This is a genomic window from Roseixanthobacter psychrophilus (genome assembly GCF_043195195.1).
In the GTDB taxonomy this organism is placed as follows: Bacteria; Pseudomonadota; Alphaproteobacteria; order Rhizobiales; family Xanthobacteraceae; genus NCEH01.
The window spans coordinates 1-16,745 of the sequence record NZ_JBAFWT010000043.1; the positions used below are offsets into that span (position 1 = coordinate 1).

Genomic DNA, 16,745 nt, shown 5'->3' on the forward strand with positions numbered 1-16,745 from the left:
GGCCCTGTTGGGCGGCGCCATTGCGGCGCCCATCACGACCGTGGACTTCCGCGCCGGGGTGGACATCCTGCCGGTCAGCTTCATGGCCGTGGTCATCGGCGGGCTTGGAAATCTCAAGGGCACGGTGGCGGCGGCGGTGCTGCTCGCCGTGCTTGAGGGCGTCATCTCCAGCGTTGCCGACCCCACCATTGCCCGCATCGTTTCCCTGGCGGTCATGAGCGCGGTGCTTCTCGTCCGTCCGCACGGCCTGTTCGCGGGAGCCGCGCGATGAGTGTCCCCCCCCTCCTCCCGTCCCCGAGCCCTGATCGCCGTTGGCACGCTGGTCCTGGTGAGTGCCCTCGCCGCCGTGCCGTTCGTCCTGCCCGCGCTCGGCGCGACTTTCTGGGTGAACGTGGTGGCCGAGATCCTGATCTGGTCGCTGCTGGCGGCGAGCGTCAACCTGCTGTTCGGCTATGTGGGCCTGTTGTCTTTCGGGCAGGCGCTCTACTTCGGCTTCGGCATGTACGGCGTTGCAATCGGCATATCCACCTTCGGCCTCGGCCTGTGGCCCGCCATGCTGCTGGGCGTGGTCGCCGCCACGGCGATGGCTGCGGTGGCCGGCGCCTTCGCCGTGCGTCTTACCTGGCATTACTTCGCCATCATCACCGTGGTCTTTTCGCTGATCTTCTACTTCATCGCCATGTCGGCGAAGAGCGTGACCGGCGGAGATGACGGCCTCTCCTTCAGCGCACCGGCGCTGCTCGCCGCCGCCGGACTTTCGCTGACCGACCGGACGACCCAATATTACTTCGTCCTCCTCACCTGCATCGCCTGCTACTGCCTGATGGCCCTGGTGGTCGGGAGCCCGCTGGGCCTGCGGTTCGCCGCGGTGCGCGAGAATGAGAAACGGGCCTCCCTTATCGGCATCAATGTCTATGCGACGCGCTGGATGGCCTTCGTTCTCGCCGGCTTCATCGCCGGGGTCGGCGGCGCGCTGTTCGCCCTGTTCGGCCGTTATGCCTCGGCGTCGTTCATGTTCTACCATGTGTCCGGCGAGGCCGTCGTGTGGGCCATCGTCGGCGGTGCGGGGACCTTGCTCGGGCCGCTGGTGGGCACCGCGCTGTTGATCCTGTTCCGCGAAGTGGTCTCCGGTGTCTGGGAGAACTACCTGATCGCGGTCGGGGTCATCACAATCCTGGTGGTCATCTTCGCGCCGCGCGGCATCGTCGGCTCCCTTCACAGCCTTGCGGCACGGCTACGGGCGACGCATGAGCCGGCAGCCCGCACCACTGCGGATGAGGAGTGATCGAGATGGAGAACGTGCTCTCGATCCGTGGTCTCACCAAGCGTTTCGGCGGCCTCACCGCTGTGAACGAGGTGGACCTCGACTTTCCGTTCGGTTGCCTCAACGCGGTGATCGGGCCCAACGGCGCCGGCAAGACCACGTTGTTCAACCTCATCACCGGCATGATCCCTCCCGATCGGGGTCAGGTGATCTTTGATGGCAACGATATAGCGGGCCTGAGGCCGCACCAGATCGTCGCGCGGGGCCTGTCGCGCACCCTGCAGATCAAAAGCGTGTTCTCCGGGCTCAGCGTCGCGGACAATGTGCGCGTCGCGGTGATCGCCCATGAGAAGATCATGAGCCCCATTCGCCCGGCACTCGGATATCACGACGTGGCACGCCGGGTGGACGAGGTGCTGGAGGAAACCGGCCTTGCCGCGCAGGCGCACCGCATGGCCGGCATGCTGGCTTACGGCGATGTGGCACTGCTGGAAATCGCCCTCGCCCTTGCGAACCGCCCCACGCTTCTGCTGCTGGACGAACCCATCTGCGGCATGAGCCCGGCGGAGACCGAGCGGACCGTGGCGCGCATCGTCACCCTGTCCAAGACGACCCAGATCATCTTGATCGAGCACGACATGGAGGTGGTCTTCGCCATCGCCGATCTCATCACGGTCATGGCTGCGGGCGGGGTTCTCGCCCGGGGAACCCCGGCGGAAATCGCGGCAAACCGCGACGTCCAGGATGCATACCTTGGAACACCGGAGGAAGTGGAATGAACCCGGTTCTCCAAGTCTCGGGCCTTGGCGCCTCCATCGGCCGCGTGCCGGTGCTCCGGGGTGTCGAACTGAACGTCCGCGCGGGGGAGACCGTCGCGCTGCTGGGACGCAACGGCGTGGGCAAGACCTCCACGCTGCGGGCGATCCTCGGCCTGCTGCCCCGCAAGGGGGGCGCGGTTTCCTTCCAGGGCACGGATCTGACCCGCGTGGCACCACACAAGATCTCCGGTCTCGGCATCGGCTATGTCCCGCAGGGCCGAGGCATCTTCCCGCTGCTGACGGTTGAGGAAAACCTGTACCTCGGCCTGCGCAAGGCCCCGGACCCGGCCCTGGTAGAGGAAATCTACACACGGTTCGCGCGTCTGGCGGAACGGCGCCACCAACCGGCGGGAACGCTCTCTGGCGGCGAGCAGCAGATCCTCGCCATCGGCCGCTGCCTGCTGCGCCAGCCCTCGCTGATCCTGCTGGACGAGCCCACGGAGGGCATCATGCCCAAGCTGGTGGCAGAGATCCGGCGCGAGATCGCAGCCATCGCCAAGCGGGGCGTATCCGTCCTCCTGGTGGAACAGAATTTGAGGACGGCGCTCACCCTCGCCTCGCGCATCTACCTCATGGAAAAGGGACAGGTCGTCCATGAGGCGACACCCCAGCAACTCACAACAGACCCGAGCACCGTCCATCGCTATCTCGGCGTGGCGCTTTAGCGGGTCGCAGCAACCGGAGCGGGATCAATGACCGATAGCAAGCCGAAAACTGGTGCGACAGTGACGACGGGTGGCCTCAACCGCCGCAGCTTCCTCTCCCACGCGCTGGCAGGCGGCGTTGCGGCGGGCACATCCTATCTCGGCCTCACGCGGGACCTCTATGCCCAGGCAAGCGGACCCATCATCCTCGGAAATCATTGCGAACTGACCGGCGGCTTCGCCTCCTGGGGCTATTGGCACGACAAGGCCGCGAAGACGGCCGTGAAGCTGGTGAACGAACAGGGCGGTATTGCCGGCCGCAAGGTCGAGCTGGTGACGGAGGACACGGAGTCCAATCCGGCGACCGGCGCCCGCAAGCTGCGCTCCCTGATCGAGCGCGGTGGTGCGAACTTCATCATCGGCTCGGTTCATTCCGGCGTCATGCTGGCCTCGGTGCCGGTGGCGACCGAACTGAAGACCGTCTATTTCTCGGCTGGCGAAGCAACCGAGGTCACCGGCTCCAAGGGTACGCGCTATTCCTTCCGCACCGGCACGGATACCTATGGCCTTGCGGCCGCCGGCGCACCCTGGGCGTTCGAGAACCTCGGCAAGACCTGGACCATCATCTCCCCCGATTATTCCTGGGGCCATAGCCACTATCAGGAACACAAGGCGGTCATCGAGAAATTGGGCGGGAAAGTGCATCCGCCGATCTTCGTGCCGCTGGATGCCAAGGACATGGTGCCCTATCTCGCCAAGATCGAGCAGGACACCGAAGTCCTGTTCTCCGTCTTCTTCGGGGCCCAATCGATCGCCTTCTATACCCAGGCCAAGACCATGGGCCTGGAAAAGACCATGCGCATGTATTCCATCTGCGGAACCATGGAGGCCATTGCCCCGGCCGATCTTCAGGGCGCGGCTGAAGGGGTTTATCTGGTCGAAAACTTCCCCCGGATGCTGAAGTACAAGGACGATTCGTTCCACAAGGAGCATAATCGCCTGATGGAGATCGACGACGTAGACGCGCGCGAGAAGACCTCCAGCCGCGTCATGGCGAAGAGCCACGCCTGGCAGTCTTGGGAGAATGTGTTCGCCCTCAAGCAGGCCATCGAGACCACGGGCTGGAAGTCGAAGAAAGACGACCTGCTTGTGATCGAAGCCTTGGAAGGGCTGGTGATGGAGAACGCGTTGGGTCACCCGCAGGGCGCGAAGCGCCTGCGCAAGGAGGACCATTCGGGCATCATCGACTGCTACATCTCGCGGATCGAGGACAACAAGTTCGAAGTGAAGAAGAAGGTGACGAAGGAAGAGCTGGAAAAGGCCATGCCGCCGCGCGTCGACCTGTCCAAGCAACCCGCCTAGCCCCGGATCAATGAAGCGGTCTCTAGATCTTCGATAGAGCTGGCGTGGTACGAACACACGGCCGCCAGGGGGAGCCCACGGGGCCCCTCCTGGCGGCACGTGTCAAATTTCGTTCAGGAAACCCGCGTCGCGTTTGAACACCTCGGTCAAATGGCGCATCACCGCGCGCACCCGGCCCATGAATTCCAGATCCTCGTGGACGCTCACATACAGGTCGCGTTTCACCACCACCTCCTCGGTGAGGATGGGGATGAGCCTCGGATTCGACTTGGCGGAGAACAAGGGCAGCAAACCGATGCCTGCCCCGCCGGCGATGGCGTTCTGCTGGGCGTGCATGCTTGTGGAACGAAACGCAACGTTGGGCGGATCCAGGACCTCCATCAGCCAGTGCACGGGCTGGATGGCCACCAGATCCTCCACGTAATCGACAAACACATGGTTTGCCAGTTCGGCACAGGTGGCCGGCAGGCCGCGCCGTCGCACGTATTCGGGCGCGGCATAGAGCGCCAGCCGGAATTCCCCCATCTTGCGCACCACGAGCCGCTGGCCCGAAAGCGGCACGAAGGAGATTGAGATATCCGCCTCCCGCTTTGTGAGGTTGATCAGGTGGCGCTCGGTGACCAGTTCCACGGTAATCCCCGGCTCCTTGGCCGAGAGTTCCGCGAAACGCTCGGCCAGGAAAAAGGCACCGATGCCCTCCATGGAAGCGACGCGCACACGCCCTTCCGGTGCGCTGGGCGTGGCGCGGATGGAGTCCCGAATCGCCCCCGCCTCCTGCTCCATGCGCTCAGCGATGACGAACAGGCGATGGCCCTGCTCGGTGAGCACGAAGCCATCGGGCTTGCGATCAAACAGCTTGACCGCCAGATCCTTCTCCAACTCCGAAATGCGCCGGCTGACCGTCGTGTGGTCCACCTTGAGCCGCCGCGCTGCCGTCATCAGGCGGGCCTGGCGGGCCAGCTCAAGGAAATAGATCAGGTCGTTCCAGTTGAACACGGCGTCTCAGCCTCGCGATTGGACTCCATTTGCAGGCTTTCGGCGCCTGCGCGCAAGCGCTTGGCACGCAAGGTGGAACACGCCGGCACCTGGCGCTTCGCAGTCCGGTCCCGGCGGGATACCCTATCGGAAGGACCACGGACCTGCGGCCCGCTTGCGGGTCGCCGCAAAGGGCAACAGATCTAAAGTTCAAATTGAGACATTCTCGGGCCTTCTGGTGTGAGGACGCCCCGAACGGGCAACCTCCGGAGTCGAAAATGGATGGTGCATCCTTCGCCTTGGTGGTGAACTTTGCGACCGCGGCCCTGTTCGCGGCCAGCTTCGCCATCGTGGCGTTCGTCAATCCGACCCACCGGGCGGCTCTCTGGTTCAGTTTGAGCTATCTGATCGGTATGCTGACACCCATCAGCCTCTTCATCCTGCCGCGCACATCATGGCCCGCGCCGTTCGCGTTCGCATCCTATGCCACCTTCGCGGGCGGGCTCCTGTGCATGACTGCGGCCCTTGCGCTGTTCTATCGCCGCACGCCGCCCTGGCGGCTGATCGCGGCCATCATCGTCATCACGACGGTGATCGGCCTTCTGATCTGGAACGGCCCCCGCAACACGCTTGCCTATGAATTGGCCTACCAATTGCCGTTCGCCCTGGCGAGCGCGGCTTCGGGTTGGGTCATCCTGCGCGTCAGCCGCCGAACGCCGCTTGAGGTCACCCTGGCGATGGCTTTCGGCATCATCGCGATCCATTTTCCCATCAAGGCTTTTCTTGCGGTTGGTATCGGCACCGGCGCGACGCCACGCGAATACATCCATAGCCTTTATGCCCTGTTCTCACAGGCGACCACCGGCATCCTGTTGATTGCCGCCGGCCTGCTGGTGCTTCTCATCGCTGTGCAAAGCGTCATCACCGACGCCCAGATCGCGGCCGATACCGACCCGCTGTCGGGCCTCGCGAACCGGCGAGGGTTCGATGCCATTTCGGCTCGGATCCTGCGGGAGGCCCGCCGCCTGAACTATCCCACCAGCGTCATCGTGCTGGATCTCGACCATTTCAAGCAGATCAATGATACCTACGGCCATGCCATGGGCGACGAGGTGATCCGCTCGTTCGCTGACTTGTTGAAGCGTTCGGTCCCGGCCGCCTCGCTGGTCGCCCGTATCGGTGGTGAAGAGTTCGCCGTGTTGCTCGAACGCACCTCCGCCGGACGGGCGAAACTGATCGCCGAGACCATCCGGCTGGCGGTGGAGCAGAACCCCGACGAAATATTGCCGCAGGCCACGGTAAGCGCTGGTGTCGCGGATATCTCCTCAAACGAGAGCTGCGGCGAAGCCATCCGGCGGGCGGACCTCGCACTTTACGAAGCGAAGGCCACCGGCCGGAACAGGGTATGCCTGGCCGCTGCGCCTCGCCCGCACAACGTCGTTCCGTTGCTCGGCAAGGCGGGTAGACCCTTCCGTTGAAAGAGTAAGCTTCACATCGCTGGCAGGTATTCCTCACCGGCCACCGGCTCCGGACTTGGCAGAGGGTGCTCTGGATTAGGTAAATTGGTCGCTGCGGCCACCAGGGCGCACTAGCGACCCGGAAGAGGAACGAAATTTGCGCTGCGCATCGCATGGAGCGCTTTCGCGTGTTTGTTCCGCAAACTTCTCTAATGATTTCAATTGGCTGGGGGACTAGGATTCGAACCTAGATTGACGGAGTCAGAGTCTCTTTCAGCCACATATCGCAAATTTGACGCAGGCCATCAAGCTATCGATAATCGTTGCCACAACTCGCTTCAAACTCCGCTGTGGGTTTCCGAAAATTGTTGCACGTTGCGCCATCCGACTTACCATGCGCTTACACAGCGTCCTCAGCGAGGCTGACGGAGCGCGTCGTGTAAGCACGATCTGGGATGACGGACCATGGCAACGGCGCGGCTCACGAAGGCCCTCCTGAAGGGCCTGACGCCCTCCGGGAAAACCGAATTTTGGTGGGACGAGGATCTCCCCGGATTCGGAGTGCGCGTCGCGCCGGCCGGCAAGGCGGCCTTTGTCGTGCAATTCCGCCAGCGGAAGGCGACGAAGCGAATCACCCTCGGCGCCGTTGATGTGGTGAACCTCGATCGGGCTCGGGAGCGGGCGAAGGAGATCCTAGCATCCGTCGCATTGGGGCAGGATCCGTTCCCAGAGGAAACCAGCACACCGACTTTCGACGCGGTGGCCGATGACTTCCTTGCCTTCACCCGCGCAAAGCGCGCGGAGCGCACTGCGGCCGATTACAGGAAGCTCCTTGAGACCAAGATCCGGCCGACCTTCGGCGCGAAGCAGATCGGCGACATCACCCGGGCCGAAGTGGAGAAGTGGCACGAGGCGATGAAGGGGACCCCGCGCCGGGCGAACTATGCTCTGACGATTCTGGTGGCCGTGTTCTCCTTCGCGGTGAAGCGGCAGATCATCGGAGCGCATGACCACCCTGCCCTCGGCATCTCAAAGTTCGGCGAGAACAAGCGCGACCGCTATTTGACCCTGGAGGAACTCGCGCGCTTCGGCGCCGCGCTCGCCGCGCTCGAGGCGGAGCGGACCGTCTCGCCATGGGCTGCTGCTGCCCTGCGGCTCCTGATCCTCACTGGCGCCCGCTCTTCGGAAATCCTCACCCTGGAATGGAGCTTCGTCTACATGGAGCGTGGCGTGCTCCGGCTTCCGACCTCAAAGACCGGCCGGAAGGACATCGTCCTGTCAGGTGCCGCCCTGGCCGTCCTCAGGGCCGTTCCGAAAGTGGAAGGTTGCGCCTATGTGATCGCCGGCCGCCGCCACGGCGAGCGCATGACGTCGCTCCAGCGCCCCTTCGGCGCTGTGTGCACGAAGGCCGAAATCATCGGGCTCCGGGTCCATGACCTTCGGCACAGCGCAGCGTCATTCGCCACCAGCGCCGGCGTGGGCCTGCCGATCGTAGGGAAGGTGCTTGGCCAGTCTCAGGCCTATACGCAGCAGCGCTATAGCCACATTCACGACAGCGCCGAACGGGCCGCCGTCGAGACCATCGCGGCGGCGGTCGGGCCGTTGCTGGGCACCGGTGCGGTGTCATCCCTCAAGAAGGGCAAAGCGTCATGAACGCAAACCAGCATCTCGCCGCCACGATCGAGCGCGTGGGAGGCTTCACGCCTGAGCATCGGGATTTGATCCACATCGCGATGACGTCACACCTGGCCTTCTTGAGCAGCAACGGTGTGAACCATTCCTTTCAGATGACCGCGGCACGGCGCGATCGTATGGCACGCCTCGAAAAAAACCTTAGGTCCATCGCGAAAATACTAGACGATGATCCACTGATTAAAACGCTCATACGACAAGAAGAGTTGGAGCAAACCTCCTCAAATCCAAGTGACGGAGGTGTAGACGCTTCGATTTTGCTTCAGATCTTAGAGGAGAGCACGGACGGCCTGTCATCCCTCGCCAACCTGGTGAGCGGCGCGGTACGCACCAATGCGATCACCACGAAAAGACCGGAGACCGAATTTCGAGAACGGCTCTGGTCTTGTCTCGCGGTGATCTACAAGGCCGCGACCGGAAGAGAGGCTGCCGTCACGACAGATCCCATCGACAATTCTGTGAGGGGCGATTTCGTCGACCTCGTCGAAGCGGTCCACGGCTCACTCGCGGACATGGTCTCAGCGCGGCGAATGCCGCCCGCCAGCCGGCATGAACTCAAGCGCTTCTGCACGCACTGGCGTGATGTAAGGGGCGAAGACGAGATTATTTTGATGCGCGAGTTGACCCTTTTACGCCGGCAGGCCGTTCGCGCTTGATGTCTCCGCAACGCCGCAACATGCGGAGAGAGCGGAGACACGGAATGAATAACGCCAACGTAGGCGAGGCGCCTCGCCTCCTGGATCCAATCGAAGCGGGGCGACGACTGTCGGTCTCGCCGGTCACACTCGCCTCGTGGCGTTGCCGCGGCAAGGGCCCCTCGTATGTGAAGATCGGCGGCAAGGTGCTTTACCGCGCAGCCGACCTCGACGCGTTCGTGAGCGCGGCGGTGATCGACCCTACCGCCACCGCCATCTGATCGACAACGAAGGGACCAGGCACATGACAAGCGACGCAACAACTAAATCCGAGGGCCGGATCGCTCACCTCGTGAGCGAGCTCAACGCTACCCGGGCCCTGCGCCTGAGATACGACATCGATGATAACGGCGAGGAGGCCCAGGTGGCGCACGACTGGGCTCGTCGGATCGAGGAGGAGCTGACGGCGATCCGACCTCAGACGACGGCCGACGCCGTCGCCGCTCTCCAGCTCGTAGGCCGCGAATTCATGGAGGATCGAGTTGGGGAAGAGCTGAGCCTTGTCGAGATGTTCGTTCTGAACCTGCTCGACGGGGTCAGGGAATTTGTCCTCTCCCAAGATGGATGCTGAGAGGGGGCGTAGATGGCAGCCTCACGGACAGCTTGCGGCTACGACCTGCACGGCATCAAAAGCATCTCTGAGTTTTCTGGCCTTTCACAATGGAAAATTCGCGAGCTAGTGAAGGATAGAAAAATACCGATCGCGAAAACTGGAAGTACGTTCTCTGCGCGTCGGTCTACCATCCTAGAGTGGATCAAAGAAAACGAGAACAAGAACTACTCCGCAACACCGTCGTAGAAACGCAGACAGCACCAGGAGCCGCAATCGTGCGGCCCACTGCTCTTGTCACACCCCGCCCGATATCAGGTCGCAGCGGAGCCGGGACCTCGCATCCCTCCTGAGTGCCGAGTAATGAAGCGATGCGCATACTTTTGAACAATAGATGGCACCGAGTTGTCGGTGATCGCTAATTTTACCTGCGCACACGACACACGTCCGACCGCGCTTCGCATCCAGGGCCCGCTGGGCCTTTAACGCGAGTCCTTGAGCAATTTTACACTTCTTTGAGCAGTAAATCGCTCGTGCATCTCTGCGGTCATCGATTTTTCCCTTGCAATACCGACAAGCGCGATCCTTCCGCGCGTCAGATAATCTCATACTACGCTTTGAATTTTGAAAATATGAATTGCACTTCTTGGAGCAACACAGCGCACTAGCTTGCAGCGCATTACTGATATTTCCGCCGCAATGCCGGCATACTCGCCCTTTTCTGGACTCTAATAAGGCGGTATTCAAGATTTTACTGTAGTCTCTGTCCCAACATTCCGTGGAACAATACATTTTATTCGGATGTCGAGTGTCTGGAAGCGGGGCCCCACAACCGGGACACACATCGTCCGCGAGATCATCAATTTTCGGCATCACTTAACGCCTTTATTGATTCTAGCTCTAGCTCTCTAAATCGGCGATAATTGTAATCAATTGACGATTTTGCGCATATTGGCCCGCAATATTTATAGTTTTCTTCTGGAAGCGTCTTTCCACAATTAACGCATCTGGTTCGGGGTACATGGACGACACCGTCTTGTGTCCACTCCGGCTGTCCCTGCTTCCACGCGGGCCTTACAGCACCGATACGGTTCAACGCAGCTTCCAGGACATCTTCCGAGGCGTTGTCGGCGTCTCGCCACCCCCAGCCCTTCAGGCACAGTCGCGAGCGGATGTTCGAGCGCATGACACCTTCGATCGCGAACGCCGTGGGCTCCGCCCGTCGCAGGATCGGCACAAGGATATCGATCATGCGGTTGCGAAGCCCCGGCTTCAGCTTGCGGCGGAGCTTTTCCTTCGGACGAAGCGTCTCCCGTTCCCGCGCATACCGGGCCTCTTGCTCCGTCCGTATGAGCCAAATCTCCGCGCGTGTGAGATGGCGCATGACTTACTCCGATCGGGGGCCAACGAGGTTTGGGAGAGATTCGCCCACCGCCGTACCGCACATGCGGTTGGCTCTGCTGTCAGAATGCGGCTCGCCCAGGCGGATGGAAGCCGATGGATGAGGAGAAGGTACTTGGGGTCGAGGGGTGAACGTCATCAGCCCAATCCCCGCGCACGGTTCAATCCGTATTGACCCTCGAATGCCTTCGCGACGGGGCCGCCAGACCGAATGCTTGATGCCACAGCATTCTCAAGCTGTCGGAGGACGACCCTCATGTTGATCGATCCGTCCGCCGCGACGGTTGCGGGCTGCACCTCTGCAGCAACTGGCGCTCCGTGGTTCTCGAATGTCAGGTTGACGACCGGAGCCTGTTGAGCCGCCACCGCACGGTCACCCATCCGCATTTCGACGGGAATCCGCCGTCCATCAGGCAGCGGCACTGCCGCCTCAGGCCCGGCCTCGCCGAAGATGGAAGGCCGGCGAGCGACACCGCCGCCGGCGAACTTCGGCATCGCCGAAAATGCGGAGCCGATCAGGCCACCGGCTTTGCCCCCCGACGCCGCAGCGCCGAACATGCCGCCGAAGGGACCATCGCCCAACAGCGCCGCCTGAAGCACCAGCTCCGCCATGCGCTTCGTGACGTTGGCGAGCGAATCCCCCCAGCTCTCGGTCCCATCGATCAGGCCGGAGATGGCGCCGCCGGCGATGTTCCCCAGCTCTTGCTGCAGCTGGTTCACCCGCTGCTGATTTTCGGCCGTCCGCTCCAGCTGCTCGGATGCCCGGCCATAGGCTTCGGCTTCCTGCTCGATCTGGGCCCGCAACTGCGGGGTGATGTCCAGGCCTTCCTTCTTCGCGGCCGTGAGAAGGCTGAGCGTCGCCCGGGCCTTGTCCGTCTCGAAGGTGCTCTTGCCCATCATCTCGGCTTCGAGGCGCAGCGACTCGGTGTGCTTGTTCACCGCCGCCACTTCCCGATCGTAATCGCTCACCTTGTCGGCGGCGCCCTTTTTCTCCTTGCCGCCAATCACTGGATAATCGGCCGCCTTGATCGTCTTCGCGGCAGGCTTCGTGCTGCCGCTGGCAAGGTCCGATACCTCGAACCCGGCGCCGAGCTGGGTCCCCTGGCCGTTCTTGAGCGCAGCAAAGCCCTGGTCTCTCGGCGCAGGCAACAGGCCGTTGCGCGCCGCCTCCGCGGCGGAAAAGTCCACGCCGATGAGGGGGCCGATCTTCTGCCAGAAGGGAGAGTTGCCGACGCTGGTGAGCCAACGCTGGAGATCCCCGAGCTTATCGACGGCTGCATTCACAGCGGTCGGGATCGCCTCGATCGCCGTGGCGACGGATTTCATGTTCTCGACGGCGTTCGCCGAGGCGCCTGAGGTCTTGTCGAGTTCGCCCACGGCCTTCGTGATGGCGTTGGACACGCGCGTGAAGCCCTGGGCAATCGTCTCGGTGGCGCTCCCGGCTTGCTCCCTTAACCCCTCCGCGCCGGCCTGGAAGCCCTTGAAAAAGCCAGCGTTGGAGATCTTCCCGTCCGTGACCAGCGCCTTCAGCTTCGAAACACTGCCGCCGGCCTCCTCGATGCCATTTGCTACCGCCTGGAGGATCGGCCGGGCGCCTTCATTCACGCTGTTGAATTCTTCCGCTTGCACGCGGGCGCTGCCCAGGAGCTGAGAGAGCTGGAGCAGTGCGCCGGTGGCCTCGCTAGGCGACGTCCCGGCCACGCGAAGCGCCACGGCGACATCCTCAGAAAACTGGACCAGATCCTGCCGCGTTGCGCCAAGCTCCTTGGCGGATTGGGCGGCGCGGCCGTAGAGCGTGGTCAGTGCCTCGATTGGCGCGCCCTGCCGCTGGGCTGCATCGAAAAGCTGGCCCATGACGGTGGTCAACTCAGAGCCGGAGAGGCCGGCGATCTTCAGCGAGTTGTTTGCGCGCGTCCAGGAATCGGCGAAGGCGATCACCTCTCTGGCACCAAGGCCGATGCCACCCAGCGCCAGCAGCTTGGTGCCGAGGCTCATGGCGTTCGTTTCGACCGCTTTGAAGGTGCTGGCGAGCTTGCTCGCTGAGCTCTGAGCCCTCTTCTCGATCGAGGCGAAATTGTCGTTGGCGCTCTTCTTTGCCTTGGCCATGTTTTTCTCGAAGTCCCGGATTCGGGCTTCGAGCGCGACGACAAGGCGTTCTTCCGCTGCTGCTGCCATTTTTACATCACCATGAGTTCGGGCGACCACTCGTCGCTTTCGTAGATGGACGGGGCCTCACCTGCGGCAGCGCGCGCAACCGCCATCCAGGTGGCGAAGGCGCCATCAATGCGATCGCGGCTCTTGCCCTTGTGCATGGTTCGGTTGCCGGCCGGATCGGTTTGGATGGCCACATTCTCGAAGCACCAGCGCAGCACGGGGTGCCCGCCGTGGCGAAACCGGCCGGAGATGATTGCGCGCTCCAGCTCGTTCAGCGCCGGCGACTGCGTCACCCATCCGAGCTGCAGCGTGGTCACCGGCAACCCGTCATCATTGAGCGGCCCCATGACCGGCTGCGCATAGGCGCGGTCGAAGGCGATCTCCTGAACGCGGAATCGCTCGCAGAGCGACCGGATCAGCCCCTCGACCGCCCGGTAATCGATCACGTTGCCGGGGGTCGGTGTGATGAAGCCATCCTCCGCCCATCGTGGGTACGGCACGCCGTCGCGATCAGCACGGCCCCGCAGATTGTCCCGCGGGCAAAAGAACCAAGGATGGACGATGTAACCCCCGGCGCCATCTCGCCAGCAGGCAACGACGGCTGTGAGATCGGTGGTCACAGACATGTCCACGCCGAGCCAGCACGGTTCGCCCTCCAACGCCGTAAGGTCCACCGGCGCCGCGCCCTCGTCGTAGACGTCCATCTCCACGAACGGATCGGCAGAGTGGTCGAGCCAGACATTGAGGTTGAGCTGACGAAAGGCTTCCCGATCGCCGGGCCGACGTTCGCCTTCGCGGGCAAGCTGGCGCAAGCCCTCGATGTCTGGATAGCCGTGGGCAAGGCCGGGGTTCACCCGGTGCCACACCGCCTCGTCTCGCCAATCCTCATCTTTCTCCGCCTCGAAGAGAATCGGCAGGACAGACGGGTCAACCACCTCGCCGCGCGCCACCTTGCGGGCATCCTCCACGATGTCCCACGCGATGTTCTCCTGTCCGCGGCCGGCCGTGGTGGCGACGATGAGGAGCGAACCAGGCGTCTTCACGAGGCCGGAGCGCAGCACGTCCCATAGATCGCGCTTCTTCCAGGCGTGGAGCTCGTCGGCGAGGACAAACACCGGCGTGCGCCCATGCTGGGTTCCGGCGTCACAGGAGATGGCCTCATAGAATGAGCCGTGCCGTGCCGAGGTGATCCGGTTCTTCGAATCCACCGGCGCGCTGACTTTCGCGAGCCGGCCATCGGCGCGGATGATGCCGAGCGCTTCGGCATAGCCAAGCCTCGCCTGCTTTCGATCCGCCGCCGCGCTGATCACTTCGCCGCCGGGAACGCGCTCGGGCCCGAGGGTGTGGAGCAAAGCAAGAGAAGCAACTAGGGATGTTTTCCTATTCCCACGAGGCAAAAGAAGCACCGCCGTCTTGACGATGCGGGTGCCATCCTCATGCCGCGGGCCGTAGATCCGGCGCACGATGCGCTCTTGCCACGGGTCAAGCTGGAACGCCTGCCCCTTCGCCCGGCTCTTCGGGTGCTTCAGGGCCCGCAGGAATTTGACCGCCCGCTCGCCATGGCCGAGCGGATCGGGGATCGGCGAGCCGTCAAAGATCCAGGTCGGAAATGTCTTCGTCATCGCCATCCTCCCGGATCGTTGGACGCGAACGGCTCACCGGCGTGAGGCCGAGTTCGGCGGCGTGCTGGCGCGCCGTGGCCATCGTCTGGTTCTGGAGACGCATGAGCTGCAGGTCGATCCCGCCAAGCTCCTGCAAGCGACGCTGTATCTGCCGCACCTGCCCGATGGCGACGCAGTAATTCTCCAAAGTCCCAAGGTCCGTGGTCGTGATGATTCGGCGGTTCACGAGGCCAGGAATGACCCGACGCCATTCCGCCTTCGCCTCCCGCGCCAGCCAGGTCGGCGCCCCGGGCGCGCGCGCCATAGCGCTGTTGTCCACCACAAGGCGCGGCTTGGTCCCCTTCACTGCGCGTTCCTCGCGACGGTGCGGATGTCGAGGCCCTTGCGTCGCCCGATCTCCTTGAGCTCCTTGATGTCGTGGACGATGCCCTCGCAGAGCACCCGGTCCCGTACGTTGAGACCATCCAGCCATCGGGTGCGGAAGATCACCGCGGCCTCGCCCTGCAGGCCGGCACCCTGGAGGAACTCGGTCGTGCTGGCCTGGATCTTGGCGGCGCGCAGGGTGGCGATGGTGGTATAGGTCTGCGTGATCTGGCCAAGCTCGTCGCGAACCTCGCTCGCGCGCTGCACGATGATGACGCGATCAAGCGAGCCCGCCCTCACGACGCCACCTCAATGAGGCTGTCCACCGTGACGACGCCGTGCGCCGTCTCGCCATCAGGATCGCGAAGGAAGCGAGCATCGGCGACCACGGTCGATATGGCCTGGTGCTCGCCATTGAGCTGAAGCTGCTCATGCTCGATCGCTGCGAAGATGGCCCCGCCGATGGCCCGGGCCTGCGGCATGGACTGCGTCCAGATGTGCAGGGTGGCATAGACCCGCCGGTGGCGGCCGGCGATGGTGATCGGCTCGCGCACCACCTGCCCCTCGCCCACCAGGATGGAGGGAAAGCGCTGGGGTAGGCCGTGGCCATCGATCATGGCAGCAGCCGGCACAAGGGACGTCACATCCGGGGTTGCAGCGAGGCGGGCGAGCAAGGCCTTCTGCAGGGCGAGGTCCGGACTCATGGCGTTTCCCTTTTGACCTTGGTTGTCCCGACGTGCGCCATGACCGCCTTGAGCTTCTTTCCGAGCGGGATGGCGCCCTCCGGCTTCTCAGATCCGCCGAAGATGGCTCGCAGCAGGTCGGTTCGGCCGGCAAAGGCCATTTCGAGCTGCGGAATGGGTGTCGCCAGCACGATGGCGGGAGGCCATCCGAGCCAGCCGGTGCCGATCTTGAAGAGCCACTCGTAGAATTCGGCGTGGCTCACGCGGCGAAAGGGCCGGCCGACGGATCCACCTCGTCGATCTTCGGGGCTTTCCCGCCATTGGCGAGGCGGATCACGAACTTGATGAGGTCGGGAACCATTTCGACCATCCCGGTCGCAAAGACCTCTTCCGCCGTCTGATTGCGCTGGGCGTCGGTCCGGCCGAGGCCGAAATGCACCACATCGATGCAGGCCTGAAGGTCGTACGACTCCAGCTTTGCCAGCAGGCTGCCGAAGCTCTGATGCATCCGATTGAGGGTCATCGCCGCCCCCAGCGAGGGCACCAGCGTCACCGCCTCGCCCTGAAGGGCGATCTCCACATGCCCGTCGAGCATTATGCAGCCTCCGCCGTCTCTTCGAGAATGTCGGAGTTGATGGCGAGGGCGAAAGTAATGCTGGTGACGTCATCGGCGCCGCTGAAGTTCAGCTTCGACGACATGGCCAGAACCTTCATATAGAAGGTGGTCGGCGTACCGCCGATGGGCGCGTCGTCAGCGACGATCTTGAGGTTGTAGGCATCGGCTGTTTTTTCGGCCGCGATCAGCGCCTGTTGTCCCGCGTCCAGGGGATCACGGTAACAGACGAGGTTGAGCAGGCCGGCATCGCGCGTGCCTTTCAAGCGCCGCTTGCGCGCATCGCCGACGGCCGTGACTTCGATTTCGGCTGCTTCATCGCCGAATTCTCCGAGATCTTGTACCTCCTTGATCTCGACATAGGTGTCCGCCTCGTAGGCTGCGATGTTCGCAGCCGCGGCGGTGGTGCCGATGTAGGTTTTGGCACCGGCGGTGGTGGTGATTCCCATCGT

General features: G+C 63.2%; 19 protein-coding genes and 1 pseudogene. 10 read left to right on the forward strand and 10 right to left on the reverse strand.

Features of this window, described 5'->3' with window-relative positions; all coding sequences use genetic code 11:
* From V5F77_RS24020 to V5F77_RS24040, 5 genes and pseudogenes are all read left to right on the forward strand, one after another.
* Window positions 1–271, forward strand: a pseudogene (locus V5F77_RS24020) (branched-chain amino acid ABC transporter permease); the annotation flags it as partial.
* Complete coding sequence (locus tag V5F77_RS24025; RefSeq protein ID WP_429007764.1) at window positions 272–1,285, forward strand: branched-chain amino acid ABC transporter permease; 1,014 nt, start codon at window positions 272–274, stop codon at window positions 1,283–1,285. It abuts the pseudogene before it with no gap.
* Window positions 1,286–1,290: 5 nt separating this feature from the next.
* A complete protein-coding gene (locus tag V5F77_RS24030; protein WP_429007800.1) occupies window positions 1,291–2,043 on the forward strand; it encodes an ABC transporter ATP-binding protein in 753 nt (250 codons plus the stop codon).
* The gene (locus V5F77_RS24035; protein ID WP_429007765.1) at window positions 2,040–2,747 is read left to right on the forward strand and encodes an ABC transporter ATP-binding protein; all 708 of its coding nucleotides are present in this window, start codon (window positions 2,040–2,042) and stop codon (window positions 2,745–2,747) included. Before V5F77_RS24030 ends, V5F77_RS24035 begins: the two co-directional genes overlap by 4 nt.
* A 27-nt stretch (window positions 2,748–2,774) precedes the next feature.
* On the forward strand, window positions 2,775–4,088 hold the full coding sequence (locus V5F77_RS24040) for an ABC transporter substrate-binding protein (RefSeq protein ID WP_429007766.1): 1,314 nt from the start codon (window positions 2,775–2,777) through the stop codon (window positions 4,086–4,088).
* Window positions 4,089–4,190: 102 nt separating this feature from the next.
* Here the strand turns inward: V5F77_RS24040 and V5F77_RS24045 are convergent, their stop codons facing one another.
* On the reverse strand, window positions 4,191–5,084 hold the full coding sequence (locus V5F77_RS24045) for a LysR family transcriptional regulator (protein ID WP_429007767.1): 894 nt from the start codon (window positions 5,082–5,084) through the stop codon (window positions 4,191–4,193).
* 257 nt (window positions 5,085–5,341) lie between these two features.
* Here V5F77_RS24045 and V5F77_RS24050 point away from each other — a divergent pair, with 257 nt between their 5' ends.
* The 5 genes from V5F77_RS24050 (at window position 5,342) to V5F77_RS24070 (ending at window position 9,478) form a co-directional block, all read left to right on the forward strand.
* A complete protein-coding gene (locus V5F77_RS24050; protein WP_429007768.1) occupies window positions 5,342–6,541 on the forward strand; it encodes a GGDEF domain-containing protein in 1,200 nt (399 codons plus the stop codon).
* 444 nt (window positions 6,542–6,985) lie between these two features.
* Complete coding sequence (locus V5F77_RS24055) at window positions 6,986–8,173, forward strand: tyrosine-type recombinase/integrase (protein ID WP_429007769.1); 1,188 nt, start codon at window positions 6,986–6,988, stop codon at window positions 8,171–8,173.
* Window positions 8,170–8,868, forward strand: coding sequence for a hypothetical protein (locus V5F77_RS24060; protein WP_429007770.1), 699 nt, complete (start codon window positions 8,170–8,172; stop codon window positions 8,866–8,868). The genes V5F77_RS24055 and V5F77_RS24060 overlap by 4 nt, the downstream gene beginning before the upstream one ends.
* A gap of 44 nt (window positions 8,869–8,912) precedes the next feature.
* Complete coding sequence (locus tag V5F77_RS24065; protein ID WP_429007771.1) at window positions 8,913–9,128, forward strand: helix-turn-helix transcriptional regulator; 216 nt, start codon at window positions 8,913–8,915, stop codon at window positions 9,126–9,128.
* Window positions 9,129–9,151: 23 nt separating this feature from the next.
* Window positions 9,152–9,478 (forward strand): hypothetical protein, encoded by a 327-nt coding sequence (locus V5F77_RS24070; protein WP_429007772.1) that lies wholly within the window; start codon window positions 9,152–9,154, stop codon window positions 9,476–9,478.
* 838 nt (window positions 9,479–10,316) lie between these two features.
* Here the strand turns inward: V5F77_RS24070 and V5F77_RS24075 are convergent.
* The 9 genes from V5F77_RS24075 to V5F77_RS24115 form a co-directional block, all read right to left on the reverse strand.
* Window positions 10,317–10,841 (reverse strand): hypothetical protein, encoded by a 525-nt coding sequence (locus tag V5F77_RS24075; RefSeq protein ID WP_429007773.1) that lies wholly within the window; start codon window positions 10,839–10,841, stop codon window positions 10,317–10,319.
* 155 nt (window positions 10,842–10,996) lie between these two features.
* A complete protein-coding gene (locus V5F77_RS24080) occupies window positions 10,997–12,964 on the reverse strand; it encodes a tape measure protein (protein WP_429007774.1) in 1,968 nt (655 codons plus the stop codon).
* 71 nt (window positions 12,965–13,035) lie between these two features.
* Window positions 13,036–14,634, reverse strand: a complete 1,599-nt coding sequence (locus V5F77_RS24085; protein WP_429007775.1) for a terminase large subunit — start codon at window positions 14,632–14,634, stop codon at window positions 13,036–13,038.
* A complete protein-coding gene (locus V5F77_RS24090; RefSeq protein ID WP_429007776.1) occupies window positions 14,603–14,980 on the reverse strand; it encodes a phage terminase small subunit P27 family in 378 nt (125 codons plus the stop codon). Before V5F77_RS24090 ends, V5F77_RS24085 begins: the two co-directional genes overlap by 32 nt.
* The gene (locus V5F77_RS24095; RefSeq protein WP_429007777.1) at window positions 14,977–15,297 is read right to left on the reverse strand and encodes a head-tail adaptor protein; all 321 of its coding nucleotides are present in this window, start codon (window positions 15,295–15,297) and stop codon (window positions 14,977–14,979) included. The genes V5F77_RS24090 and V5F77_RS24095 overlap by 4 nt, the downstream gene beginning before the upstream one ends.
* Window positions 15,294–15,701, reverse strand: a complete 408-nt coding sequence (locus tag V5F77_RS24100; RefSeq protein ID WP_429007778.1) for a DUF3168 domain-containing protein — start codon at window positions 15,699–15,701, stop codon at window positions 15,294–15,296. Before V5F77_RS24100 ends, V5F77_RS24095 begins: the two co-directional genes overlap by 4 nt.
* Entirely contained in the window at window positions 15,698–15,943 is a 246-nt protein-coding gene (locus V5F77_RS24105; protein WP_429007779.1) for a hypothetical protein, read from the reverse strand. The genes V5F77_RS24100 and V5F77_RS24105 overlap by 4 nt, the downstream gene beginning before the upstream one ends.
* Window positions 15,940–16,275 (reverse strand): hypothetical protein, encoded by a 336-nt coding sequence (locus V5F77_RS24110; protein WP_429005395.1) that lies wholly within the window; start codon window positions 16,273–16,275, stop codon window positions 15,940–15,942. Before V5F77_RS24110 ends, V5F77_RS24105 begins: the two co-directional genes overlap by 4 nt.
* Window positions 16,275–16,742, reverse strand: coding sequence for an iron ABC transporter substrate-binding protein (locus V5F77_RS24115; protein ID WP_429007780.1), 468 nt, complete (start codon window positions 16,740–16,742; stop codon window positions 16,275–16,277). Before V5F77_RS24115 ends, V5F77_RS24110 begins: the two co-directional genes overlap by 1 nt.
* Window positions 16,743–16,745: the final 3 nt, after the last annotated feature.

Coding starts and splice junctions, on each gene's coding strand:
- V5F77_RS24065 (WP_429007771.1), top strand. CDS start 8,913: ATGAATAACGCCAACGTAGGCGAGGCGCCTCGCCTCCTGGATCCAATC.
- V5F77_RS24075 (WP_429007773.1), bottom strand. CDS start 10,841: ATGCGCCATCTCACACGCGCGGAGATTTGGCTCATACGGACGGAGCAA.
- V5F77_RS24085 (WP_429007775.1), bottom strand. CDS start 14,634: ATGACGAAGACATTTCCGACCTGGATCTTTGACGGCTCGCCGATCCCC.
- V5F77_RS24035 (WP_429007765.1), top strand. CDS start 2,040: ATGAACCCGGTTCTCCAAGTCTCGGGCCTTGGCGCCTCCATCGGCCGC.
- V5F77_RS24115 (WP_429007780.1), bottom strand. CDS start 16,742: ATGGGAATCACCACCACCGCCGGTGCCAAAACCTACATCGGCACCACC.
- V5F77_RS24080 (WP_429007774.1), bottom strand. CDS start 12,964: ATGGCCAAGGCAAAGAAGAGCGCCAACGACAATTTCGCCTCGATCGAG.
- V5F77_RS24055 (WP_429007769.1), top strand. CDS start 6,986: ATGGCAACGGCGCGGCTCACGAAGGCCCTCCTGAAGGGCCTGACGCCC.
- V5F77_RS24110 (WP_429005395.1), bottom strand. CDS start 16,275: ATGCTCGACGGGCATGTGGAGATCGCCCTTCAGGGCGAGGCGGTGACG.
- V5F77_RS24070 (WP_429007772.1), top strand. CDS start 9,152: ATGACAAGCGACGCAACAACTAAATCCGAGGGCCGGATCGCTCACCTC.
- V5F77_RS24060 (WP_429007770.1), top strand. CDS start 8,170: ATGAACGCAAACCAGCATCTCGCCGCCACGATCGAGCGCGTGGGAGGC.
- V5F77_RS24040 (WP_429007766.1), top strand. CDS start 2,775: ATGACCGATAGCAAGCCGAAAACTGGTGCGACAGTGACGACGGGTGGC.
- V5F77_RS24050 (WP_429007768.1), top strand. CDS start 5,342: ATGGATGGTGCATCCTTCGCCTTGGTGGTGAACTTTGCGACCGCGGCC.
- V5F77_RS24100 (WP_429007778.1), bottom strand. CDS start 15,701: ATGAGTCCGGACCTCGCCCTGCAGAAGGCCTTGCTCGCCCGCCTCGCT.
- V5F77_RS24030 (WP_429007800.1), top strand. CDS start 1,291: ATGGAGAACGTGCTCTCGATCCGTGGTCTCACCAAGCGTTTCGGCGGC.